This is a genomic window from Streptomyces sp. NPDC057543 (assembly GCF_042801895.1).
In the GTDB taxonomy this organism is placed as follows: domain Bacteria; phylum Actinomycetota; class Actinomycetes; order Streptomycetales; family Streptomycetaceae; genus Streptomyces.
This window is the reverse complement of the sequence record NZ_JBHVFF010000123.1, coordinates 1-22924: the sequence shown is the minus strand read 5'-3', so window position 1 is coordinate 22924 and position 22924 is coordinate 1. Positions and strand designations below refer to the sequence as shown.

Annotated in this window: 25 protein-coding genes and 2 pseudogenes; 15 read left to right on the top strand and 12 right to left on the bottom strand. The window is 67.6% G+C overall.

Features of this window, described 5'->3' with window-relative positions; genetic code table 11:
- The coding region (locus ACFU8Q_RS21300) for an ABC transporter permease subunit (protein ID WP_384456136.1) at positions 1–427 on the bottom strand (427 nt) is incomplete at its 3' end.
- A gap of 168 nt (positions 428–595) precedes the next feature.
- Here ACFU8Q_RS21300 and ACFU8Q_RS21295 point away from each other — a divergent pair.
- From ACFU8Q_RS21295 to ACFU8Q_RS21285, 3 genes are all read left to right on the top strand, one after another.
- Positions 596–943 carry a hypothetical protein gene (locus tag ACFU8Q_RS21295; RefSeq protein WP_384456134.1) on the top strand — a complete coding sequence of 116 codons (348 nt, stop codon included), beginning with the start codon at positions 596–598 and terminating at the stop codon, positions 941–943.
- Positions 944–1012: 69 nt separating this feature from the next.
- Positions 1013–1606, top strand: a complete 594-nt coding sequence (locus ACFU8Q_RS21290) for a TetR/AcrR family transcriptional regulator (protein WP_384456131.1) — start codon at positions 1013–1015, stop codon at positions 1604–1606.
- Positions 1603–2445 (top strand): alpha/beta fold hydrolase, encoded by an 843-nt coding sequence (locus ACFU8Q_RS21285; RefSeq protein ID WP_384456128.1) that lies wholly within the window; start codon positions 1603–1605, stop codon positions 2443–2445. The genes ACFU8Q_RS21290 and ACFU8Q_RS21285 overlap by 4 nt, the downstream gene beginning before the upstream one ends.
- A 673-nt stretch (positions 2446–3118) precedes the next feature.
- Here ACFU8Q_RS21285 and ACFU8Q_RS21280 read toward each other — a convergent pair.
- Positions 3119–3493 carry a hypothetical protein gene (locus tag ACFU8Q_RS21280; protein WP_384456124.1) on the bottom strand — a complete coding sequence of 125 codons (375 nt, stop codon included), beginning with the start codon at positions 3491–3493 and terminating at the stop codon, positions 3119–3121.
- 349 nt (positions 3494–3842) lie between these two features.
- Between ACFU8Q_RS21280 and ACFU8Q_RS21275 the strand changes: the two genes are divergently transcribed.
- The 3 genes from ACFU8Q_RS21275 (at position 3843) to ACFU8Q_RS21265 (ending at position 5462) form a co-directional block, all read left to right on the top strand.
- The gene (locus ACFU8Q_RS21275) at positions 3843–4262 is read left to right on the top strand and encodes a TniQ family protein (protein ID WP_384456123.1); all 420 of its coding nucleotides are present in this window, start codon (positions 3843–3845) and stop codon (positions 4260–4262) included.
- Positions 4263–4476: 214 nt separating this feature from the next.
- On the top strand, positions 4477–4707 hold the full coding sequence (locus ACFU8Q_RS21270) for a hypothetical protein (RefSeq protein WP_384456120.1): 231 nt from the start codon (positions 4477–4479) through the stop codon (positions 4705–4707).
- 158 nt (positions 4708–4865) lie between these two features.
- Positions 4866–5462, top strand: coding sequence for a chloramphenicol phosphotransferase CPT family protein (locus ACFU8Q_RS21265; protein ID WP_384456117.1), 597 nt, complete (start codon positions 4866–4868; stop codon positions 5460–5462).
- A 351-nt stretch (positions 5463–5813) separates the two neighbouring features.
- Here ACFU8Q_RS21265 and ACFU8Q_RS21260 read toward each other — a convergent pair whose 3' ends face one another.
- The 3 genes from ACFU8Q_RS21260 to istA all read right to left on the bottom strand — a co-directional run bounded on the left by ACFU8Q_RS21260 (position 5814) and on the right by istA (position 8405).
- Positions 5814–6221 (bottom strand): DUF6188 family protein, encoded by a 408-nt coding sequence (locus ACFU8Q_RS21260; RefSeq protein WP_384456114.1) that lies wholly within the window; start codon positions 6219–6221, stop codon positions 5814–5816.
- A gap of 64 nt (positions 6222–6285) precedes the next feature.
- Positions 6286–7056: an IS21-like element helper ATPase IstB gene (gene istB, locus ACFU8Q_RS21255; RefSeq protein WP_384456112.1), complete on the bottom strand. Its 771-nt coding sequence runs from the start codon at positions 7054–7056 to the stop codon at positions 6286–6288.
- The gene (istA, locus tag ACFU8Q_RS21250) at positions 7053–8405 is read right to left on the bottom strand and encodes an IS21 family transposase (RefSeq protein WP_384456109.1); all 1353 of its coding nucleotides are present in this window, start codon (positions 8403–8405) and stop codon (positions 7053–7055) included. Before istA ends, istB begins: the two co-directional genes overlap by 4 nt.
- Positions 8406–8652: 247 nt before the next feature.
- On the opposite strand from istA, the gene ACFU8Q_RS21245 reads away from it, so the two are divergent.
- Positions 8653–8826, top strand: a complete 174-nt coding sequence (locus tag ACFU8Q_RS21245) for a hypothetical protein (protein WP_384456106.1) — start codon at positions 8653–8655, stop codon at positions 8824–8826.
- A gap of 135 nt (positions 8827–8961) precedes the next feature.
- On the opposite strand, the gene ACFU8Q_RS21240 is transcribed toward ACFU8Q_RS21245, so the two are convergent.
- Positions 8962–9234 carry a DUF6225 family protein gene (locus ACFU8Q_RS21240; RefSeq protein WP_384456103.1) on the bottom strand — a complete coding sequence of 91 codons (273 nt, stop codon included), beginning with the start codon at positions 9232–9234 and terminating at the stop codon, positions 8962–8964.
- A gap of 908 nt (positions 9235–10142) precedes the next feature.
- Between ACFU8Q_RS21240 and ACFU8Q_RS21235 the strand changes: the two genes are divergently transcribed.
- Positions 10143–10610, top strand: a complete 468-nt coding sequence (locus ACFU8Q_RS21235) for a hypothetical protein (protein ID WP_384456100.1) — start codon at positions 10143–10145, stop codon at positions 10608–10610.
- 334 nt (positions 10611–10944) lie between these two features.
- On the opposite strand, the gene ACFU8Q_RS21230 is transcribed toward ACFU8Q_RS21235, so the two are convergent.
- The 4 genes from ACFU8Q_RS21230 to ACFU8Q_RS21215 all read right to left on the bottom strand — a co-directional run bounded on the left by ACFU8Q_RS21230 (position 10945) and on the right by ACFU8Q_RS21215 (position 14997).
- On the bottom strand, positions 10945–11511 hold the full coding sequence (locus ACFU8Q_RS21230) for an IS5 family transposase (RefSeq protein WP_384456097.1): 567 nt from the start codon (positions 11509–11511) through the stop codon (positions 10945–10947).
- Positions 11512–11617: 106 nt separating this feature from the next.
- A complete protein-coding gene (locus tag ACFU8Q_RS21225) occupies positions 11618–12016 on the bottom strand; it encodes a hypothetical protein (RefSeq protein ID WP_384456094.1) in 399 nt (132 codons plus the stop codon).
- A gap of 29 nt (positions 12017–12045) precedes the next feature.
- Positions 12046–12339, bottom strand: a complete 294-nt coding sequence (locus ACFU8Q_RS21220; RefSeq protein WP_384456091.1) for a hypothetical protein — start codon at positions 12337–12339, stop codon at positions 12046–12048.
- A 225-nt stretch (positions 12340–12564) separates the two neighbouring features.
- Entirely contained in the window at positions 12565–14997 is a 2433-nt protein-coding gene (locus tag ACFU8Q_RS21215) for a lamin tail domain-containing protein (RefSeq protein ID WP_384456088.1), read from the bottom strand.
- 434 nt (positions 14998–15431) lie between these two features.
- Here ACFU8Q_RS21215 and ACFU8Q_RS21210 point away from each other — a divergent pair.
- Positions 15432–15809 (top strand): annotated as a pseudogene (locus ACFU8Q_RS21210) (CPCC family cysteine-rich protein); the annotation flags it as partial.
- 143 nt (positions 15810–15952) lie between these two features.
- Here ACFU8Q_RS21210 and ACFU8Q_RS21205 read toward each other — a convergent pair.
- A pseudogene (locus ACFU8Q_RS21205) lies at positions 15953–16267 on the bottom strand (integrase); the annotation flags it as partial.
- Between the two features lie 53 nt (positions 16268–16320).
- On the opposite strand from ACFU8Q_RS21205, the gene ACFU8Q_RS21200 reads away from it, so the two are divergent.
- Positions 16321–16710, top strand: a complete 390-nt coding sequence (locus tag ACFU8Q_RS21200; RefSeq protein ID WP_384456085.1) for an integrase core domain-containing protein — start codon at positions 16321–16323, stop codon at positions 16708–16710.
- Positions 16711–17034: 324 nt separating this feature from the next.
- Here the strand turns inward: ACFU8Q_RS21200 and ACFU8Q_RS21195 are convergent, their stop codons facing one another.
- Complete coding sequence (locus tag ACFU8Q_RS21195) at positions 17035–17775, bottom strand: GntR family transcriptional regulator (RefSeq protein ID WP_384456082.1); 741 nt, start codon at positions 17773–17775, stop codon at positions 17035–17037.
- Positions 17776–18071: 296 nt separating this feature from the next.
- Here ACFU8Q_RS21195 and ACFU8Q_RS21190 point away from each other — a divergent pair, with 296 nt between their 5' ends.
- The 5 genes from ACFU8Q_RS21190 to ACFU8Q_RS21170 are packed head-to-tail and all read left to right on the top strand — an operon-like array spanning position 18072 to position 22899.
- Positions 18072–19229 carry an ABC transporter substrate-binding protein gene (locus ACFU8Q_RS21190; protein ID WP_384456079.1) on the top strand — a complete coding sequence of 386 codons (1158 nt, stop codon included), beginning with the start codon at positions 18072–18074 and terminating at the stop codon, positions 19227–19229.
- An 8-nt stretch (positions 19230–19237) separates the two neighbouring features.
- A complete protein-coding gene (locus tag ACFU8Q_RS21185; protein WP_384456142.1) occupies positions 19238–20218 on the top strand; it encodes an ABC transporter permease in 981 nt (326 codons plus the stop codon).
- A complete protein-coding gene (locus ACFU8Q_RS21180; protein ID WP_384456076.1) occupies positions 20206–21048 on the top strand; it encodes an ABC transporter permease in 843 nt (280 codons plus the stop codon). The genes ACFU8Q_RS21185 and ACFU8Q_RS21180 overlap by 13 nt, the downstream gene beginning before the upstream one ends.
- Before the next feature lie 11 nt (positions 21049–21059).
- Complete coding sequence (locus ACFU8Q_RS21175) at positions 21060–22166, top strand: ABC transporter ATP-binding protein (RefSeq protein WP_384456139.1); 1107 nt, start codon at positions 21060–21062, stop codon at positions 22164–22166.
- A gap of 31 nt (positions 22167–22197) precedes the next feature.
- Complete coding sequence (locus ACFU8Q_RS21170; protein WP_384456073.1) at positions 22198–22899, top strand: HAD family hydrolase; 702 nt, start codon at positions 22198–22200, stop codon at positions 22897–22899.
- Positions 22900–22924: the final 25 nt, after the last annotated feature.

The window sequence follows — 22924 nt, the reverse complement described above, 5'->3', positions numbered from 1 at the left end:
CGGCCGGACCCGGCCGGTCGGCGACCCCGGTGAGCCGGGCAACGTCGTGGTTCATCATCGAGGCCCCACCGACGGTCGCGACCGCCAACGACATTTCAATGGGCTCGCCGGGTCGTCGTGGCCAATGCCTCGGCGGCGGCATCGGCGTGATGGCACGCGATCCTGCCGCTCGGCACGCTGTCACGATGCGCCGCCGGGACAGGCCCTTCGAACGCGCGGTGCGCATGAAGTCCTCGCCGAAGGTCTCCAACATGTTGCTGCGGGTGAAGCGGATGTACTGCGCGCTGAACAACACGGCCAACGCAACCCACAGCAGCGGGTAGTTGAGGAACCACCCGGCCGGACCCGTGGCGCCGACCGGCGAGGCGATCTCGTTGGTGGTGAACGGCAGAAGGTCGAGCGTGCTGACGAACAGCAGCAGCAGCAACAGACCGGTCGCCGGAATGGCCGGGGACACCCCCGCGCTGCCCAGATCCTCGGCACCAGCATCGAAGCCGTCCGACTCGCCTTGGACGAACAGCCCGCCCCCGCACTTCCACCGACGAAGACCGCGGCCAGAGCCACAGGGCACATTCGCTTCACAGCACGACGGGAAGTGCCGAAAGAGACCTTCACCGGCCTCTACCTCGACGAACACCGCTCTCTGCAGCAGATCGCCGCACTCACCGGCTTCTCCCGCAGGGTTCTGACCGACCTTGCACGCGAGTACGGCATCCCACTCCGCGACGGCCCGCAGGACTACAAGCCCCGCGGAACCATCGACCGCGACTGGCTCATCCAACAGTACGTTCACCACCGCCGGACCCTGCCCGACCTCGCCCAGGAGAAGGGCATGAGCACCGCGAACATGGCGAGATGGGCCCACACCCACAAGATCCCCCTCCGACCCCGCGGCGGAGCCTCCCACGACGCCGCCCTCCGGGCGGCAGACCGGGCCGACTGATCGCGCCCCCGATTGGTTTCCTAGGATCCCTAGGCTAAAACTAGAACCTCAAGGATCTTAGGAGGGTGCATGGTGCGGGCCGGGCTGACAGCGGAGCGGGTGACCATCGCGGGCGCAGAGCTGGCGGACGACGTTGGGCTCGACCAGGTGACCATGTCGCAGGTGGCGCGGCGGCTGGGTGTGAAGGACGCGAGCCTCTACACGCACGTCCGCAGCCTGGAGGATCTGCGCGGTCGGATCGCGCTGCTGGCAGCGGACGAGAAGACCATCCTCATCGCGGAGGCGACTGCCGGGCGAGCAGGCAAGGACGCGCTCATCGCGTTTGCGAATGCCTGGCGGGAGTACGCCCACAAGCATCCGGGCCGCTACATGGCAACGCAGACCCCGATCCAGATCGACCCCGAGCTGGCCGCAAAAGCGCCCGGACCACGGCGCGCGGTCGAGCTGACCTACGGCATGCTGCGCGGCTACGGACTGGCCGAGCCGGACCTGACCGACGCGGTCCGGTTGCTGCGCAGCACGTTCCACGGGTTCGTCGCCCTGGAAGCAGCGGGCGGCTTCGCGCACAAGCGTTCGCCGCAGCAGTCCTGGATCCGCGCGCTCGACGCCCTGCACACCCTCCTGGAGCACTGGCCCCCATCCCGAGAAGGAGACTCCTCATGACCGACCCGACCATCGGCAGCCTGCGTGTGAACGGCGCGACCCTGCACTACGAAGTGCGAGGCCAGGGCCCGCTCCTGCTGTTGATCCCCGGAGGGACGGGCGGCGCGGCATCCTTCGACGGCATCGCCGACGACCTAGCCACCGAATACACAGTCGCGACCTACGACCCGCGCGGTATGTCCCGCAGCACGCTGGACGACCCCGACGCCGAGCAGCAAGTGGCCGAGCACGCCGATGACGCGTTCCGGGTGCTGGAACTGCTGTCGCCTGGCGAGGCCGCCCGAGTATTCGGCGCCAGTTCGGGCGCGATCGCCGCCCTGCACCTGCTCACCGCCCACCCCGAACGCATCGCACGCGTTGTGGCGCACGAGCCGCCAGTAGTGGAGGTCCTGCCGGACGCGGCTGAACACCGCGCACTCATCGCACACGTGCAAGACACGTTCCGCACCCAAGGGCTCATGCCGGCGATAGCCATGTTCGCTGCGGGCCTCAAGAAGGACGGCGACACCACCGAGCCGGAGGCCGAGCTCAAGCTTCCGCCCCAAGCAGCGGCGCGGGCCGAGCAGACGATGGCCGACCTGCCGTACTTCGTCGGGCGGATCGTGCCCAGCTTCATGTCCTACGCGCCGGACATCCGTCGGCTGGAGGGGCTGTCGGACCGGCTCGTGATCGCCGGTGGCCAGGACTCACGCGGTGAGCTGCCCTACCGCTCGGCAGTTTTCCTGGCCGAGCGTCTCGGCACGGAGCTCCAGCACTTCCCCGGCGGGCACATCGGACTGACCACGCACCCCGCAGAGTTCGGCGAGCTCCTGCGGAAGTCCCTCGGAGCCTCGATCTGAATCGCGCATGACCTGGTCGACTCCGTCGGAGGCGGTCGAAGAAAGTGACACGATCCTGAGACTCAACTCATCCGTCACTGCCTGAGACAGGAGGGAGAACAGCAGGTCACAGCATCGCCATATGACAGCGAACCGGAGAACCTACACTTGTGGGATCTCATTTTCCGTGTCGGAATCTCACGGTCGATGTCGGATGGAAGTCGGATCCGACATTGCTGCGAGACACCGCAGTTCAGCGGTTCGCGCCGTCGTCGCCGGTCCGCGCCAACGGCGATTTCCGACACGAAGCTGAGACACCGAGCGTCCGACACGAGCCGCGAGACCATACACCCTGTGTAGGGTCTCAAATCCAGCTACATAATCTCAGGGCCAGCTGCATATGGGTGGCATTTATGCAGCCATCGTGAGACTCGCAGCTCGGAGTGTTCACTCTTCCGGGTGGCGTAAGGAGCGACCGCTCCACGCGAGGAGCGGTCGCTGGCATACATGGGCAGTGACTCGTGGGCTGGGGGTGCGGTGGACATCGCTGCGACTGTGAGCGTGCGTCGTCAGAACGGTCAGGTCCTCGAAGATCGTTCCTGATCAGCGCCACCAGCATCGAAAAGCTCCTGCGAGTCACCCCTGCCCAAGTGAAGTCCAATAGGACACGATTCTGAGACTGGCCGGCCACCGACTAGGCCCCCGGCTGGCCCTGTTCGGCACGGAACTCATCGAGCAGCTCAAAGAACAGCTCGATCGCGGGTCGGTCCGTGGCCCCGGCCACCCGCTCGATCTCCACCGCCCAGCCCAGCGAGCTTTCGTACTCATACCCCAGCCGCGGCCACAGCCAGTTGGCGAACGGGCCGCCCTGCCGGAAGTCAAGCTCTTCCTTGGCGCTGTGAACCCTCAAAGCCACGTGATAGCCGAACAGCACGGAATCCAGATGCTGCAGCGAACTACCTCGCACCCACATCCCCGGGCGCAGTCGCACCTCCTCCAGGAGGTCGTACACGTCGCGCATTTCGGTGAGCTGTCTGGGTGCCCGTCGGGCCATCTCCGCCTCTGCCATGCGGGAACCCTACTGTCACTTCGAGGACCGCCGAACGGGTCAGGGACTTTCGAACAGCGAGACGAAGTCGCCCTGTGGGATGAGATCGCCTAGGTCAGACGTCAAGCATGACCCGACGCCGAATCGTCAAGCTTCACCTGAGAATCGACAAGCCACCCCGGGGCGCTAGTTGCGGAACCGTGGTCAGTGCCCGAGGAAATGTCATGCCCGTGAGACAGAAGGCATGCCAACGGTCGTGAGACACCGCGAAAATCCGCAGGTAGAAGCATCGGGCTATGCCACAGGCGGCGAGATCCTTCACGGTATTGTGGGATCTCATTTTCCGTGTCGGAATCTCACGGTCGGCCGGATGCCGACGCAGACTGACCAACTCCGCTCGCTGCCCGTCTCTCCCGGCCCCGTCCACAACGAGACGCTCGGCTCCTACCTGCACCGCCTGGCCATCGCGAACAGCCGACCCGCAGGCGTCCTCGCCCGACTGCTGGGCCACCTTCCCCCAGAGTTCTCCCCGCTCAGCGACACCACAGCCACCTGGACTCCCCACTCACCGCACGGCCTGGCCACCCTCGCCGGACGCCCAGTGACCGAGCTTGCCAGGGCCCTGCCCGCACTCGCGGACTTCCTCAACCCCAACGGCCCGCAGCCCCGACCACACCGGGTGATCGGCCGTCCCTGCCGATGCTGCACAGCCCGCCGCAGCCCCACGGCATCCCTGGTGATTCTCATCCTGCCCGCTCACCAGCACCTGTGCCGGCGCCACCAACGCTGAACCCGCTCGACCCACGACATCCCGCTCACGCATCTGCCGGAAGTCATCCCAGCTCAGCGACGACTCGATCAACTCGTCCGCCGCCACCGGCACCTCGGACAGGCTCTCGGCCTTGCGCGAAGATCGTCGAGGAGTGGTCTTTCTCCGGCATGCCGATCGACTCGCCAGCGAATGGACCGACCGTCTCGATCGCGTCGAGAGGCACCCCGCCAGCATGAGGATCCCCGCCGAGGACCGCCACCACCTCGCGGCCTTCCCCGAGATCGCGGTGCTGGCGAACCTGATCCTCGACCCTCCCACCCACACCATCGATCCCAAGGAGCTCTGCATCGCCACGACAGCGGAACTGAGCCGACGACTCGCCCGGATCTACACCACCTTCGGAACCCAGGACCCGCTCTACCAGCGCTTCTGTAAACCCTTCGTAGCCCAGGCACCCGATTGATCAGCCTTCGGACAAGCGACAGGCTCGCTGCCATTTCCCCCTGTTGGCTCACAGCCTGCGAGCCCACGGCTTCCAGGACTGCCGCCTTGCCGGGCGTCGAGATCTACTGGAGATCCCCTCAACGCGGAGCCGGAACGGCACCATGTGACCCTGCCGACATGACATCTGGTCGGATCATCTTCCTCAATGGCACCTCCAGTTCAGGGAAATCGAGCATCGCCCGGGAGCTTCTGGACAGCCTGGATGACGGCGTCTTCTTCCACCTGGCGGTCGACAGCTTCAACGCGATGCGCAGCAAGCGGGAGCTCGGGGCGGAGGAACTCGACGCCGCGCTGCGGCGGACCAGGATGGGCTTCCACCGCTCGATTGCGGCCATGGCCGAGGTGGGCAACGACATCGTGGTCGACCATGTGCTGAGCGAGCCGTGGCGACTGCTCGACTGCCTGACGGTGCTGCCGCCCGAGGACGTACTGTTTGTCGGCGTCCGCTGCCCGCTGGACGAGGTGGCCCGCCGCGAGCTGGCCCGGGGCGACCGCCCGCCGGGCCTCGCGGCGCACCAATACGACCTGGTCCACGCCCACGGCGACTACGACGTGGAGTGCGACACCAGCACGGCAAGCCCCCGCGAATGCGCACAGCGCATCAAGGAGCTCCTCCCGCACCGCCCCAACCCCACCGCCTTCACCCGCCTCCGACGACGGTATCTGACGAACAGTCAAGAACCGCCGACGGCGAAGCACAGCCTCTTCGGCTAGGGCCAAACGCGCTCATGCCACGCTGGACTTCCACAGAAACCAGGTGCAGTGAGAATCCTGAGCCATGCCATTCTCACCCCAACTGGCAAACCCACAGCTCAGCGCAAGATCCACAGTCCACTTCGCTCCGACAGGACAACTTGCGCCCGGCGACCATGCCGAGGATTTGGACACGATCGTGAGACTGAACGGATGGACACGGCGTGAGACTTCACGAGAAGCGGCAGGTCACTGTCGGCGTACGGCCTTAACTCCCCATCCGCATACACGCGAACGTCCCCAGGCGCCAGGCCACTTCGGTCGCTCAGTCCTTAAGACGTGAGCGCACGAATTGTCAGACTGAGTGAACTCTCACTGCGTCTCTGCTCGGCCGGGCGAGACCGCGAGACCGTTGCCGGGGACCGACGTGAAGGGCCATCCCTGTGGTCCGGCGATCTCCCACGCCGCCCCCGACGAGCCGTCTGAGCAGTTCAGGTGCAGGCCGGCGTCGAAGACCATCCTCAGAGCGCCGGACTTGAATGCGACTGCGGACAAGACCGACGTCCCGAGCAGTTGGGAGGCCATGCTCCGCGAGGCCGGGGCCAGAGGAACACCGGGATTTATGCGGACCGATCCGTGCGAGAGGAGGGCCGGGGGTTCCACCACGACCTCCCATCCCGAGTCGAGGGACAGCGCCAAATAGGGGGCGATGGTGACCTTGGCAACGCGACGGCCTCGGAGGTTCAGGACCCACCGGTCAGAGTGTTCGACCGGATTCATGTCAGTGCTCACTCCTGCACCCTGGCCCACCGCATCATGGTGGTCCAGGGAAATATCGTGCCTGTCAGGCCACTTCGATGTCTCGCTCGATAGCCTTGAGGCGGTTCTTCAAGCGGTAGCTGGGGCCGTTGATGGAGATCACGTCGCAGTGGTGCAGGAGGCGGTCGAGGATGGCGGTGGCGAGGACTTCGTCGCCGAACGCCTGCCCCCATTCACTGAAGGTCTTGTTCGAGGTCAGGATGATCGAGCCTTTTTCATACCGCTTTGAGATGACCTGGAAGACCAGGTTCGCTTCTCCGCGTTCGAGGATCTCGTAGCCCACCTCGTCGACCACAAGAACACCCGGCCGCAGGTAAGTGCCCAGCTTATTGGCCAGGCGCCCGGCTGCTTCGGCAGCTTTGAGGTTGCGGACCATGTCATCGAGGCTGGTGAAGTAAACCGAGTAGCCGGCCCGGCAGGCCGCGACGGCCAGGGCGACGGCGATGTGTGTCTTGCCGACCCCGGGCGGCCCCAGCAGGGCGGCGTTCGCTTTGGCCTCGACGAATGAGAGGGTGGCCAGGTCTTTGACCTTGCGCGGGTCGAGGTCGGGCTGGAACGAGAAGTCGTACTCATCGAGCGTCTTGTGGTGCGGCAGCCGGGAGAGCCGCAGGCCCTGGCGGAAGCGGCGGTCGTCGCGGACGGCCAGTTCCTCGGAGAGGACCAGGTCGAGGAAGTCGAGGTAGCCCATCTTCGCCTCGTCTGCCCGCCGGGTGAACTCGTTGATGGTTTCCGCGAGGTGGGGCAGGCCGAGCTTCCCGGCCGCGGTGCGGATGCGGTTGCCGGTCAGCTCACTCAAGAGGATTCCTTCGTCGCTCGATGGGTGGTGAACGGCCGGGTGCCGGTCAGCTCGTCATAGACCGACAACGGTCGGCGCCCGACCTCGATGCGGGTGGCTGCGGCTCGGTTCAGCAGGGCCTGCAACGGGCCAGATCCCTCGCCCCGCAGCTGTTCGCGGTGAGGCTGGACCGGGACGTCGCCCGTGGTGGTCCGGCGGCCCTTGCCGGGGGGCAGGCCGTCCCAATGGGACTCGTCAACGACACGGGCACCGCGGCCGATGGCCCGGGGGTGGGTGGCCAGCAGCGTGCTGCCGTGGAGGTCGGCGAGAGTGGCATGCAGCATGACCTGGGACTTCGTTGCCCGGATCTCGACCAGCTGGCGAGCACGGACTCGGCGGGCCGGCACCGAGTAGAGGTTGCCGTCGAAGGCGACCAGACAGTCCTTGCCGACGTGCCGCAGCTGCCGCTCGGCCACCAGATACGCAGTCGGAGGCAGCGGCTTGAGAGCCGCGTGATCCCGCGCCGCCCGCTCCGCGATGACTTCCCGATGGGTCTTGTGGATCTGGGCCCGCCGCACGGGCACCCAGGCCGTGAAAGCGGCGTCCATCTCCTCGACAGAGGAGAACGACCGGCCTGACAGGACGTGGTCGCGGACGATCAGGACCTGCCGTTCAACCCGGCCCTTGCCCTGCGGGCGGTAGGCGGCCAGCACGTCGATATCGAAGTCGTAGTGGCCGGCGAAGCCGACCGCTTCCGGATGCAGCGGGACCGCCTCACCAGGGGCGACGTGCCGGCGGACGACTGTTTTGGTCCGGTCGTAGACGATAGTCATCGGCGCCCCGCCGAAGTGCGTGAACGCCCGGCGGTGGCAGTCGAAGAACGTCTGCAGGTCCTGGCTGGTGGTAAAGCAGCAGAACGGGTCCCGCGAGTACGACAGCGTCATGTGGAAGGAGTAGACCTTCGCGATGCCCATGTGGGCGAGGATCTTGCCCTCATCTCCCCAGTCGACCTGGGCTTGGGCCCCTGGAATCACCTCGAACCTGCGGTGCATCCCCGCCAGTTCCTTGGGCGTGATCCCGAGTTCCTCGGCGATCCTCGGCCGGGCCGTCTGAACATAGAGCTTGACCCGCTGATAGTTCCCGGTGAAGCCGAACTCCTGGACCAGCCGCTCGTGAATGACCGCGGCCTTCATCAGAACCTCGGCCCGGAGCATCGAGTCGATCAGCGGCCCGAACTCATCAATCACCCTCGCCCGCGACCGCCCGCTCGGCGACCGACGCGGAGGGGATGCCGGCCCCGGCGCCGACAGGTACTTGCGGACCGTCTTGCGGTCCAGCCCGGTCTCCCTGGCGATTTCCGACAGGCTCATCGCCCCGGACTCCAGCAGGCCGCGAAAGCGCCGAAGCTCCAGCCAGCGCTGCGGATTCAAGACCGCTGCCAGCCCCCTCCGCCGCCCGTATCGACCAAGCAGCAGAGTGCGGAGCAACAGGTCTCACCGCATCAGCAACTGTCCCTTTTCATCCGTACGAGGCTGGGGACGTTCACGTGTACGCCGACACCCCCAGCAGTCGTGCTTGAAAAGGTCCAGTTCGGGACAACGACTCGCATCCCCAGTCATGACCTGGAACACCGCACGGAGGAGTCGTCAGAACAGCCTTGAGCCGTTCGTGATCAACGGCTTTGGCGGTGCGGTGATAGCTCTCGCCGGTCTCAGCCATGCGCTGGCGGATGGCTGCTTTGCGGGAGTGATCGGCAGGCATGAGGGCTCCAGAAAAGGGCTTGAGATGTAGTCTCAAGCGCGGCGCGGAGCACCTTGAAGACGAGTCGGCGGGGCGAACGTCGTGGGATGGCGCGGCAGCCCTGCGGTCCAGAATGATCGCAGCCCGCCATGCCAGTCTTGCAGCGGGTACTGACAGTCCGGGGGTTCAGCCGAGCAGGTCGTACTCGTTGGCCGTCCAGTCGGCGAACAAGGTGATCGCCTTCTCCGTCTCGGTGCGCTCCGGGGCGTCGAAGGTGGCCGGCCACCAGTTCTCCACGCGGTGGGCATCGACGAGGACGCCTTCCCGGTACCCGTCGCAGTCGCCGAGGTCTTCCGCGACACCGATGTGGATGGGGGTGTCGTCGGGCAGGTCTTTGAGCGCGTCGCGGAGCTGTGCGGCGTTCCACACCTGCGGGGCGTGATCGAAAGTGTCGGCCATGGGCTCAGGATGCAGGACCAGGCTGGGGGTCCTGGCGAGGATACGGCTGTACCCCGGGCCAGAGCGCTGATCCGGGGTACAGGGGTCACCGTACCGGGGCAATCGGGTCGCGGTCAGCCGGTGTCGGGAAGATCCCAGTCGTCGGGGAGGTTGAACAGGCGCTGCGCCCGGTGTTCGTTCTTCTGCCGCAGCGCGGTGACCCATAGGGGCTCGTCTTCGGGCGGAACCCGTACCCGGTGTGCGGGACGTTCGGCGGGCCGTCCTCGTCCTCACCGGTGTCCTGGTCCGGGTTCGATGGCTCATCCGGCGTGTCGTCGAGACTGTCGTCGTCTGTTCCGGGAACCGTCTCATCGGAAGTCTGGTCCGGGTGCTGCGGGCTGTCTGGGGTCCGCTTCGCGAGCAGGGACGTCCGGGCGGGGCGGCGCGGGTGATCAGGTGCTGTTCGGTGGAGGTGGCGTGTCCGGTATGGGCGCGGCGCATGAGCTGATCGAGGGCTTCGGCGAGGTCCGCCTCGTACTGGTCGTGGTCCGTACGATGAGAGGTGATGGTCTGGAGGTACTGCCAGGTGCTGTCGTTAAACGGATGGTGGGCGTGCTCACGGTGGATCCACGGGATCTCGGAGAGCTTCCCGTCGGGGAGCCGGACCCAGATCTGGCGAACGTCGTGCGGGTTGGTGTGGGCTTCCCATTTCCCTGCCCGGGCCGCTACTTCGGGGTCCTGGCCCCGGTAAGGGCCTAGCAGATCGTGGTCGTAGGTGCGGTGATGGATACGGATGCCGCGTTCAGTGATGTCCTGCCACCGCAACACGACTTGGCGGCACACCATTGTGGGAAGCTCACGTCCGCCGCGCCCGAAGGCTGTCCGGGCTCGCCAAGTACATTCTGGTGCGGGCGTGTTGGAATGCCTCTATGGCCACTTCCTCTGATGGAACCACGCGCCTGAACCCGGACGGGTTCGCGCACCGCCTGCGTGCCGAGATCGAGCGGTTGAGAGACGAGGCGACGCACCAGAGGAATCTCGCCTACCGTCGGGCCGAGTTCTGGGCCAAGACAGACATCGCCCTCGGTTTCCCCGCGGCCCTGCTCGCGGGCACGGCGGGAGCGGCAGGTCTGGCCTCGGCGGACGTGCGCGTTCCCGCCGCCCTCGCCGCTCTGGCCTCTGCCGGGTTCGCGGCGGGAGCGGGCTTCCTACGCAGCGACGCCAGGCGCCGCGCCAACAAACGTGCCCGGCACGCCTGGGCCTCGGTCGAGGCCAGGGCCATGGTGGCACTGACCCAGGAGCACGTGACCCACGAGGACCTTGGCGACCTGTTGGAATGCCGCCAGGCTGCGCTGGCGGCCTACGATGGCGAGGAGCCCCAGCCTGGGTCGTTGTGATCCGAAACCCTTCGGTTGCCGCCCCGTGTTGAAGAACTCGGAGTGGGCGACCTGGCAGGCGTAGCCGCCCCCGCGTAGTCGCAGCCGAGCGACGGTGAAGGTCACCGGCAAGATCGGCTGCACCCATGGCGGGACACCATCCGGTGGTGGATCACTTGGTATCTGTGGGACAGGGTCGTGGGATGCCGAATCCGGCGCTGTCGGCGCGAACCAGGATCTGGGTGCCGTACCGGTGAGCGTCGGGGATCTGTGCGAGGGCGTCGTTCAGCAGCCCAACCAAACGGCGACACTAGCGGGACGTGCGCAACGACGTTGCTAGGCACTGTTTCTCGGATCATGTTCGTAGCCAGATCACGAGGGCTGCGAGGGTGACGGTGCCGAGGTAGATGTAGGCGCGTTTCTCGTAGCGGGTGGCGACCGCGCGGAAGCCCTTCAACCGGTTGATGGTGCGTTCGACGGTGTTGCGTTTCTTGTAGTGTTCGCTGTCGAACCCGGTGGGTCGGCCGCATTGAGCACCTCGGTTCTGCCGGTGTCTTTGCTGGTCGAGACGTTCGGGGATGGTGTGCCGGATTCCGTGTCGTCGCAGGTAACGGCGGTTCTTCCGGGACGTGTAGGCCTTGTCCGTTAAGACATGGTCGGGGCGCGTGCGGGGCCGTTCGAATCCGGTGCGGGGCACGGAGACCTGCTCCAACACGCTCTCGAGCTGCGGGCCGTCACCGTAGTGTCCGGGTGTCAGGACGAAGGCGAGGGGGCGGCATCGTCCCTCGGCGGCGAGGTGGATCTTGGTGGTGAAGCCGCCGCGGGAACGTCCCAGGCACTCGCCGATCTGACCACCTCCTCCAGCCGGACGGCCAGTTTCCGCAGCGCCGGATTGCCCCGGTTCGTCCCCCGCTACCCCCATACAAGTCGGCGGTTCAATGTGTCGGTTGCTTCGGGTCCTGGATGGTTAGCCTTTCTGCAGGGATGAGTGGAGCTGGGGAGTTGTGCGTCGGCGGTGCTGAACGATGTCACCAGTTGGCGGTGACACGGTCCGGCACGGAGAACACGGTTGCGCAGTCCGGGCACTGGCCGTGTCCGAACAGGTAGAGCAGGCAACGGGCTATTCGCTTCTGACTGTCTTCGTTGGCCCGGTCATGGAGTCGCCTGCCCAGGCCATCCAGTTCGGTTGCGCGGATCGCCGTGAGGGGTGCCTTCTCCACTTCCCTGAGCGAGTAGTCGTCGGTGACGGAGAAGCCGCTCTGCGGGCTGATCACGATGAAGAGGTCCACTCCGCAGTACGGACAGCTGACCTCGTACTCGCCGGCGTACAGCCCGTCCAGGCAGCGGTCCCACACCTCGACGCCTTCGAAGGACAGCAATGCCTGCAGCAGATAGAGGTAGCTCTCGTTGCCACGGGCTGCGCGCAAGCCCTGGTCGGCGAGCCGGTGAAGTTCTGCTATTGCAGGTGCATAGGCGCCGTGCCAGTCCCGGTCGGGGTGGGAGCGCACGCCATGATCGCCCCGGCTTCCAGCAGCACGCTCTGCCGCTTCTCCGGGACGCAGGAGGACGCCAGCCGTGCCAGTCGCGGCAGTGCCGCGAAGCTGGCCGAGAACGCCGTGTCCAACTGGGGACACAGATGATCCATGAGCTCCGACCAGGCGTGGTCCGGGTCTGCTGCGAACCTCTCCAGCAGCTCCGGCACGTGTTCGGCAGAGCCGCACGCGTCTTCCAGGGTCGACCAATCCGTCATGCGCTGATCCAAGCAAACGGCCCGGTAGCCGAGGAGGACGGGCCGTCCGCCAGGTCCCGGGGTGCTCGTTCGATGGCACCGGATTGTCCGGGCACGCGCCTTTCCCTTCATAAGGATCCGCACCCATCCCGGGTTCAGTGCTTACGGCGCGCTGAGCGGCCTGAACGCACGTGTGGCGTGCACACGTCGAACGCGTGCACGCCACAGATCACTGGGATCGTCGCGTTACTTGATGCGAACGACCTGCGGGTCGTGGTCGCTCGTCTGGTCGGAGAACTCCGCATTGACGTGGACCAGCTCGTACCCGGGGTTGTGGATCCCCGGGGTGACGAGGATGTGGTCCAGCGTCTGCGAGTTGCCGTCGTAGACGTAGCTGTACCGCTCGCCCACCGGCAGCTTGTTGATCAGGTCGGTGAGGACACCACCCTGGGTGAGCGTGGTGAGCGGCGTGGAGAACTGGTAGTCGTTCATGTCACCGAGGACGACGGCCTTGGCCTTCTTGTCCTTGGCGAGCAGGCTGGAGACGAAGGCGTTGACCTCCTTGGCCTGGGACAGGCGCTGCGTCTGGGAGCCCAGCGTCGGCGGCTGGAAGACGCCGTGGGTCGGCTGGTCGCCGCCCTTGGAGTTGAAGTGGTTGCCGATGATGAAGACCTGCTGGCCCTGGAACGTGAACTCGCCGACCAGCGGCTTGCGGCTGCTCTTCCAGGCATCGGACGTCGGGTTGATACGGCCGGGGGAGGCCGACAGGGTGATCCCCTTCTTGCCGTTGTCGACGACCTTGACGGGGGTGGTGGCGTCGCCGCCGGGACGGTCCACGAAGCTGACGCGCTTCGGGTTGAAGAGGAACACGTTACGGATGTTTCCGCCGGGATCGCCGCCGTCGGTCTTGTTCTCCGGGTCGATGGAGCGCCACTCGTACGCCGGGCCGCCGGCCTTCTTGATGGCGTCGGTGAACTTGGCGAGCGTCTGGTCGGCGGCGACCGTCCCGTCGTCCGTGGCGCCGTTGTTGTCCTGGATCTCCTCCAGGCTCACGACGTCCGGGGCGGCGAGGTTCTTGACGATGCCCTGGGCCAGCTGGTCGAACTTGCTCTGCGGGTTCTGCGGGGCAAGGTTCTCCACGTTGTACGTGGCGACGGAGAGCTCGTTGGCCTTGCCCGGCTTCGCCACGTCCGGCTTGAGGCCGCCGGACTTGACCGTGCCGACGGTGGTGGCCTGGATGTTGTAGCCACCGAAGTTGGCGTAGTCCAGCGGGCCGGTCGTCGTACCGGTGAGAGTGTCACCGACATTGGCCTTGAGCTGGTCAGCGGTCAGCGAACCGACCAGCAGGCGACCGGAGTTCATGTCGTTGTAGCCGGTGAGAACCGTACCGCCGCTGGGGGTCGGGTTCTGCCCGGGCTTGGTGGTGATCCAGGTCTCGTTGTACTTGTTGGTGGCACCCACCACCCGGGTGTCCTTGACCTGCACCAGCATGCCCTCGCGGGACTCGAACCAGTCCAGGGCGTATTTGGACGGCTCCAGCTCGAGGGGCTCGATGCTGCCGCCGTCCGCGTTCGGCGCGTAGGCCTCGGGCAGCGTCTTGGCGTCGATCGCCTCGGGCTCGGGCACCTCGTTACCGGAGGACAGGACGGTGGTCGTCGGGCCGCTCAGCTCGGTGACGGACTGCGAGCCGGAGGCCTTGCCGCCCGGGTAGTACTCGGTGACCTTGGCGGAGACCAGTACCGAGTCGCCCACCTTGACCTGCGGGGTGGAAGAGCCGGTGAAAACGAAGACACCCTCGCTGGTGGCCGGGTCGCTGTCCGGCTTCGTGTCCTGGATCCAGAAGCCGCGCGAAGTACCGGTGGCCCGGACCGCGGTGACCACGCCGGGGACGTTGGTGACGCTCTTGCCCGCGTACGGGGAGAGCCGCGTGGCGCCCTGGATGTCGTGGATGCGTACGTCACCGGGGGTGGTGTCGGTGGGCGAGGGGGTGGGAGACGGGTCCCCGCCACCGTCGCCTCCCGTACCGGCGCTGTTGCGCGGGCTCGGCGTCGAGCCGGAGAAGTCGACGGAGTTGTTGTCCGTGTCGGTGAAGGCGGCATCGCGGCGAACCGAGTGCGTGTTGTCGGCGCCGGTGGCGGGCGAGGTCTCCCGTACGACGGCGGTGCCGAAGCCGACCAGGTCCTTGATGCTGCTGTCCGCGGCGCAGTCGGCGGCAGTGAGGCAGGTCAGCGGAGTGGTGGAGTGGACGAGCGCGACGGTGCCGCTGCTCGCTGACATGCCGATGGTGCCGGCCGCGTCGGGGGTGGGCAGCGCGGTGTCGCCGCCGGCGCCCTTGGCCTCCTCGACGAGGTAGTTGCCACCGGCCGGGATGGCTCCCTTGATCTCGGTGACCTGCCACTTGGAGGTGCCGGTGGGCGAGCCGCTCAAGTACTGGACCGACCAGCCGGTGAGGTCGAAGGGGGCGTCGCCGGCGTTGCCGAGCTCGATGAAGTCATTGGTGAGACTGGCACCGGCGTTCCCGCCGCCGCCGAAGACCTCGGAGATGACGGCGTCCGAGGACGCGGTCGCCTGCGCAGTGAACGGCAGCGCGATGAGCGACCCGGCGAGACCGATGGGCAGAGCAATGGCAATGGCTGTGGCACGTCGGCCGCGCAGGGCCGGGGGTATGGAAGGCGACATGGTGAGTTCTTTCTTGCGGACGTGCTTGCGGACGTCAGGTATGGATTTGCGATGTACGGGTTCTGAGGGAGAAGCATCGAAAGTCGGCTCAAGATACGCGCGTAGACACGCACACAACAAGCGGTCTCACACGTGAAAAGCCAAGCGTTTCCCGACTGTTCGCCGGAATTTACCTCGTTGTCGGATCGTGACTTACGGCAGGTGCGGTGGGTGCGCAAGCGTATTACCGCTGACGGGCGGCCGATAAAGTTGAGCGGGTCGCCCTCATGCCCAGATGGAGAGAAGCCGTTGTGTCAATCCCCTTGGATCGTGGAGTCCTTCCTATGCAGCCAACCCCACGGTGAGGCCGGCCCAGTACTCGCGTTTGTAGTCGATCGGACTCTTGAAGTCGCACACGCTGTGTAGTCTCCACCGGCGCCTACGTCCACGCCGACATGACCATCAAGGAGAAGGCCCTCGCCCTCACCGCACCGGTCACCGCCCGGACCGCTACCAGCACACCGACAAGATCCTCGCGCTCCTCGACAGCCTGTGATGCCGCTGCGCGCGGCTGCTGTCGCAGGAAATGCGACACTCAAGGCGTGATGACACCCGGAGAGTTGCGCGAGGCATGCCCGGCGGGCGAGGGTCCATACGCCTGCCCCTGCTGCAAGCTCCCGACCCTGGAAGCCCGCGTCGAGTGGGAGATCTGCCGCGAATGCGGCTGGGAAGACGACGGCCAGGACGACTTGAACGCCGACGAAGTATGGGGCGGTCCCAACGGATCGGACAGCCTCACCGATGCACGCCTCCGATACGCGCAGTATGTCGCGGTCGCCAGAGCAAAAGACTCAAGATTGGTGGCAAACGGCGGTCAAGGCCGCTGGTTCGAAGCCTGCCTCACCTACCGCGCCTCTCGGCACCTGCCAGAGCGCTTCGCTGCCTCGCCCACCCCCGTGGCTATGCCGAACACCGCCCGCGCGAGCCGCAACACCGGGAGCCGGATTGAGCGCACGGTCCGCGGCCGTCCCGAGGGCTTGGGCCGAGACCGGGCCGCGTGGCGGCGGGCGACCAGATCACGGTGCCAGCGCAGCAGCGTGTCCGGATGTACCACCAACCGCACCCCGCGAAGCACCCGGGATGGCAGACGGTGCAGTAACGCCGCCAGGAACGCCCGGTCGCTCGCCACTCGCTGCCCGCCCAGTTGCCGTTCCAGCGCCGTGGTCTGATGGCGTAGAGCCAGGATTTCCGCGTCCTTGTCCCGGTCGCTCATCGGCAGCAGTCGCAGCATCGCTAACGCGTTTGTCACGCCCAGGTACGCCAGTCTCAGTAGCTCGACCGATCATGATGCCGGGTGATCATCATCTCTGCCAGAGCGCGCCGACGCAGGGCGCCGCGCCCGCCATCCCAAAGATCACCGTACACCGGTTCCCACCAGGGCGGATGAGGTTATCGGCAGGGGCAGGGCTGGAGGTCATCCTCAGCGGTATCCGGATGCCGAGGATGAATTCGATCACGGAGCGATGGATACAAACCTGTCGACGTGAGCTGCTGGACCGCACCCTCATATGGGACCAGCGGCACCTACTCCACGCCCTGCGCGAGTTCGAGTCGTTTTACAACGGCCATCGCCCCCACCGGGCTCTGGGGCAAGCCGCTCCGCTCCGCCCGCTGCCCACACCGACCGCCGAACCAGGGCAGATCAAGCACTTGGAGATCGGCCGACGAGACTGACTCGGCGGAACCCTTCGCGAGTATCAACATGCCGCCTGATCAGGGCGGATGATTAATCGGCATCCGCAGTGCAGCATCCCAGCCACCACCGAGGGCCTTGCACGCGGGCTCCCACCAGCAGCGATGACTTTACGAGCCCCACAGGGTCTGGGAGGGCGAGGAGGAGCGGGCCATGTCGAGCGCGTCGACGACGAGTTCGGCGCGGTGGGGCGTGGGCGGCGGCGTGGGCGACGAGGCACGGGTGATGGGGCAGAACCGCGGGCAGGCCCGAAGGGAGCCGCGGACGCCGCAGGCGGCTTTCGCCGCTGAAGGACCACGTCGCGGTCATTCGCCGGGCTGGCGGACGAGCGGGTTGACACCGATGGAGTTGTGGATGCGGAAGGTGACCGTACCCGGCCGGTAGCGGTCGTCGGACCACTCCACGGGGCGGCCGGTGTGGGTGGTGGTGACCCGGCGGACCCGCAGCAGCGGGCTGCCGCGGCGTACGCCGAGCAGTTCCGCGTCGCGGGTGCCCGCCGCAAGTGTGTCGATGACGTGCTCGCCGTGCGCGAAGACCACGCCCACCTCGTCGAGCAGCCGCTGGGTGACCGACTCGCAGTCGGGCTCGATGCGCTCGACCGCGTCCGCGATCCAGTCGGCGTAGACGGTGCGCTCCAGCAGGGCCGGCTGCCTGTCCAGACCACGCACCCGCAGGACGTACAACACCTCTGCGCCGGAGGGGAGTTGCAGGCGCAGCGCGTCCTCGGGGGATGCCGGGCGCCGGGCGGTCTCGACGACGCTTCCGGTGGCGTTGTGTCCGGCCGCCCGCGCCCACTGGGCGAAGCTGCGCAGTTCGGTGAAGCTCTGGCTTCGGCGGGCGCCGAGCACCACCCGTCGGGTGCCCTGTCGTGAGCCGACCAGCCCCTCGGCCACCAGGGCTGCGAGCGCCTGGCGGACGGTGCCGCGGGATACCTGGTACCGCTCGGCGAGTTCACCCTCGGTCGGGAGCCGGCCCCCCATCGGGTAGTCGCCGCGGTCGATCGCAAGCCTCAGCTCGTCGGCGATCTGCTCGTGCCGTGCTGCCACACCCAGCCCCCTCATCCTCGATACCGTCTCCGCTCTGCGCGGCACCGGCGTGTGCACACAGGGTAGGCGATCCCGCCGCACCGGGCACGCTCGTCCTGCACACAGCAGAGACCGCACTTCCGCGCGGCCCGCATCGTCTCAAAGAGCCTTCAAACCGAGAGTGAGCATCTGTTCTCCGTTCATCGAAAGGTCATCGCGCTCCGACCTAATTGGGGCATCTTGTTTGGACAAGTTGCCTGGGTTTGGGTAGCACCCGATCCTTTTCCCGGGCGGCTCATGCACCCTCGGGAGACTTTGTGAACCTGCTCTCTGTGCGAACAGCCGGCCTTGCCGGATTGCTGACCGCAGCCACGCTCGCGCTCAGCGCCTGCGGCTCGGCACCCGACTCCGTCGCGACCGGCAGCACGGGCGGCCAGCACGCCGCCACCGCCACCTCGGCGCAGGACCTCGGTGGTATGGACGCACTGGTCGCGGCAGCCAAGAAGGAGGGTGTGCTCAACGCCATCGCTCTGCCCCGCGACTGGGCCAACTACGGCGCCGTGATCGACGGATTCACCAAGAAGTACGGCATCAAGGTGAACGACGAGAACCCGGACGGCGCCAGCCAGGACGAGATCAACGCCATCACCTCGCGCAAGGGTCAGGACCGCGCCCCGGACGTGGTGGACCTGGGCCAGTCGTTCGCGCTCAGCGCAGCGCAGCAGGGGCTGCTCGCCCCGTACCGGGTCACGGCCTTCGACGACATCCCGTCCACGCAGCGCGACACCCAGGCCCGCTGGTACAACGACTACGGCGGCTATGTCTCGATCGGCTGCGACGCCAAACGCGTCAAGGAGTGCCCCCAGACCTTCGCCGACTTGCTGAAGCCGCAGTACAAGGGCCAGGTCGCCATGAACGGCAATCCGACCAAGTCCGGCTCCGCTTTCGGCGGCGTCTTCGCCGCAGCCCTGGCGAACAAGGGCTCCTTCGACGACATCCAGCCCGGCCTGGACTTCTTCGCGAAACTCAAGAAGGCCGGCAACTACAACCCGGTGGAGACCACCCCGGCCACGGTCGAGAAGGGCGAGACCCCGATCAGCATCGACTGGGACTACCTCAACGCCGGCTACGCCGACGAGTTCCGCATCAAGGGCGTGGACTGGAAGGTGGTCATCCCCACCGACGGCCAGTACGCCCAGTACTACTCGCAGGCCATCAACAAGGACGCCCCGCACCCGGCGGCCGCCCGGCTGTGGCAGGAGTACCTCTACAGCGCCGAGGGCCAGAACCTCTTCCTGAAGGGCTACGCCCGCCCGGCGCTCATGCCCTCGATGACCCGGAGCGGCACGGTCGACAGCACGTCCGCCGCCCATCTGCCCCCGGTTACCGGCACCCCTTCCTTCCCGACCGACGCCCAGCTGGACAAGGCCAAGCAGGTCGTGGCCCAGGGCTGGGGCAAGGCCGTGGCCGGGTGACCCAGCCCATGGCCGACTCCTCCGCCACGGTTTCCCCCGCTGTCGTGCCCGTTGGCGGGGGGGCTAACGCCACGGTGCGGGGCCCGGAACCGGCTCCGCCCGGGCCCCGGCTCGCATCCCGACTCTCCCGCCCGTCCCCGCGACCGCGCCGTCGCTCGGCGGCCGCGCTCGCGGCCGTACCACTGTTTGCCTTCACCGCGCTGTGCTTCGGCGTCCCCGCGCTGGCCATGCTGAACGGCGCGTTCACCGCGCAGGACCCGACGACAGGCGCCTCGCACTACACCATCGCAAACCTCAGCGCCTCGCTGCACGGCGCCTACCTGACCGCACTGGGCGGCAGCGTGAAACTCGCCGCCGTCTCCGCAGGTGCAGGCGCAGTGCTCGGGCTGCTGATCGCGCAGGCCGTGGTCACTGCCCGGTTCCGGGCGCTGCGCGAGGCGGTGCTCGCCGCCTCCGGGGTACTGGCCAACTTCGGCGGGGTGCCGCTCGCCTTCGCCTTCGTCGCCACCCTGGGCAACGCCGGCGTAATCACACAGCACCTGCACCTGACCGACCACGGCTGGAGCCTGTACAGCTTCTGGGGCCTGGTGATCACGTACCTGTACTTCCTGATCCCGCTGATGGTGCTCACCGTCGTGCCCGCGCTCGACGGCCTGCGCGTCCAGTGGCGTGAGGCGGCGCAGAACAATGGCGCCACCACCTGGCAGTACTGGCGGTACGTTGCACTGCCCGTGCTGGCCCCGTCGCTGCTCGGCGGCCTGGTGCTGCTCTTCGGCACCGCCTTCGCCGCGTATGCGACCGCCGCGGCCATGGTCGGCAGCTCGGTGCCGCTGGTCACCCTGCAGATCGCCGACGCCCTCTCCGGCAACGTCCTGGTCGGCCAGGCCAATACGGCGCTCGCGCTCAGCCTGGACATGGTCCTGGTGGCCGGTCTGGTGATGGCGGTGTACCGACCCCTACAGCGACGGAGTGCCCGATGGCTCGACTGAACCGCCTGCGCGTCTGGCGGGGCCTGGTCCTCGCGGGCGCGGCACTGTACTTCCTGGGGCCGCTGGCCGCCTCCGCGGTCTTCACCGTGGACGTCCCCGGCCAGGGCCTCACCCTGGGCGCGTACACCCGCATCCTCGGCGCCGACGGCTTCGGCGACGGCCTGCTGCTCTCCCTCGAACTGGCCGCCGCCACCATCGCCCTGGTACTGCTCCTGGTGGTGCCCGCACTGCTCGCGGTACGGCTGGGAGCGCCCCGGCTCCGCCCGGTGCTCGAGGTGGTGTGCTCGCTGCCGCTGGTAGTGCCCGCGGTCGCGCTGACAGCCGGGATCAGCACCGTCCTCAAGTGGGCGCCCGACCACTTGGCGCGCACCCCGTTCTTCGCGACCTTCGTTGCCATCCAGAACCCGGGCTTCCCCGTGGTGCTGGTGCTCGCGTACACGGTGATGGCGCTGCCGTTCGTGTACCGGGCGCTGGATTCCGGGCTGAGCACGATCGACGTACGCACCCTGGTGGAGGCCGCCCGAAACTGCGGCGCCGGATGGCCGCAGGCGGTGCTGCAGGTGGTGCTGCCCAACCTGCGGGCGCCGCTGCTGGCCGCGTCCTTCCTCACTTTCGCCCTGGTCCTCGGCGAGTTCACCGTCGCCCAGCTGCTCGGCTTCCAGCCCTTCGCGGTGTGGATCGCCGGGATCGCAGGCGCCGACGCCCAGCTGTCGGTGGCCGTGTCGGTGCTCAGCCTGCTGCTCACCTGGCTGCTCCTGCTGCTACTCGCGCCGGCCGGAGGACGCCGCCGCACCGCTCGTACTCCCCGGAAGGGGGTCGTCTCCGCATGACCGATCCACATATGACCGACCTCGGCTCGACCGACCGGACCCCGACAGTGGCCCGGGAGACCGGCGCCGCCCTGGAGTTCGTCGAACTGCGCCGGTCCTTCGGCACCACCATGGCTCTCGACGGGCTGAGCCTCTCGGTACGGCCTGGTGAACTCCTCGCTCTGCTGGGCCCGTCCGGCTGCGGAAAAACCACCGCGTTGCGGATGCTCGCCGGCTTCGAGCAGCCCGAATCCGGGCAGGTGCTGGTGGACGGCCGTGACGTCACCCGGGTGCCGGCGCACCGCCGCGACGCAGGCATGGTCTTCCAGTCGTACAGTCTCTTCCCGCACCTCAATGCCCGCGACAACGTCGCCTTCGGGCTGCGGATCCGCAAGGCGGGCGCGGCCGAGCGGCGGGCCCGCGCTGCGGAGCTGCTGGAGCTGGTCGGCCTTCCTGACCATGGCGACCGCTACCCGCACCAATTGTCGGGCGGCCAGCAGCAGCGCGTCGCGCTGGCCCGTGCGCTGGCGCTGCGGCCGCGGGTGCTGCTCCTGGACGAGCCGCTGTCGGCACTGGACGCCAAGGTACGGCTGACGCTGCGCGAGGAGATCCGCCGGCTCCAGCAGGACCTCGGCATCACCACTCTCTTCGTCACCCATGACCAGGAGGAGGCGTTGTCGATGGCCGATCGGGTGGCGGTGATGCGCGACGGGCGGCTGGAGCAGTGCGCCCCACCCGAGGAGCTGTACGCGTACCCGGCAACCGCGTTCGTCGCCGAGTTCGTCGGCACCATGAACCGGCTGCCCGGCCGCGCGGCCGGCGAGGGCAAGGTCGAGGTGCTGGGCCGTCGGCTTCCGGTGGCGGGCGGGGCGGCGGCGGGCGCCGAGCTGGACGTGCTGGTGCGGCCCGAGGCCGTTGCCGTGCGGTCCGACGCCGACGGCGGGGCGAGAGTGGTGGCGACGACCTTCCTGGGCGCGATGACCCGGCTGATCGTACGGCTCGCCGACGGCACCGAGATCAAGGCCGACCTGTCCACACCCGACGCGGCCGCGCTCGGCGCGGGTGCGGCGGTCTCCGTGGCCCTCCCCGACCGACCGGTGTTGGTGGACTCCCGCCGCACCTCACGGAATGTTCGTTGACGCCACATCACTTCAACCGGAAGAGTAATCCTTGCCTCCGCACACCACCGAGCCAGTCCGGCTGCAGGCCGTCCTCTTCGACATGGACGGCACCCTGGTGGACACCGAGTGGGTCTGGTGGGACACCGTCGAGTCGGTCGCCTGCGGCCTCGGATACGCCCTCGGGGAGGCTGACACACCCGACGTACTCGGCCGATCCGTCGAGCACACCGCGGGCCACCTGCACCGCACCACCGGCGGGCGGGCACCCGTGGCGCACCTCGCCGGCGAGCTCCTGAGAGAGTTCGCGGACCGGGTCGCGACGCAGGTGGTGCCGCGACCCGGCGCCCTGGAATTGGTGGACGCGCTTCGCGAGGCGGACATCCCCATCGCGCTGGTATCCGCCTCCCCGCGCGCCGTGGTGGACACCGTGCTGACGACCATCGGGCGACACCGGTTCGACATCACGATCACCGTCGAGGACACCCCGCGCACCAAGCCGGCCCCCGACCCCTACCTTGCCGCCGCCGCGGCACTGGGGGTGCCGCCGCGCGCCTGTGTTGCTGTCGAGGACAGCGCGGTGGGCGCCGCCTCCGCGGAGGCGGCCGGTTGCCCGATCCTGGTGGTGCCGTCGCTGATCCCCGTACCGGCAGGGCCCGGGCGGCACATCATCGCCGGCCTCGACCACGCCGACCTGGCGCTGCTCCAGGATCTGGCGGCCGGGGCCGACCGACCGCCACCCCGGACCGCCTGACACATCACCCCATGATGGACCCGGG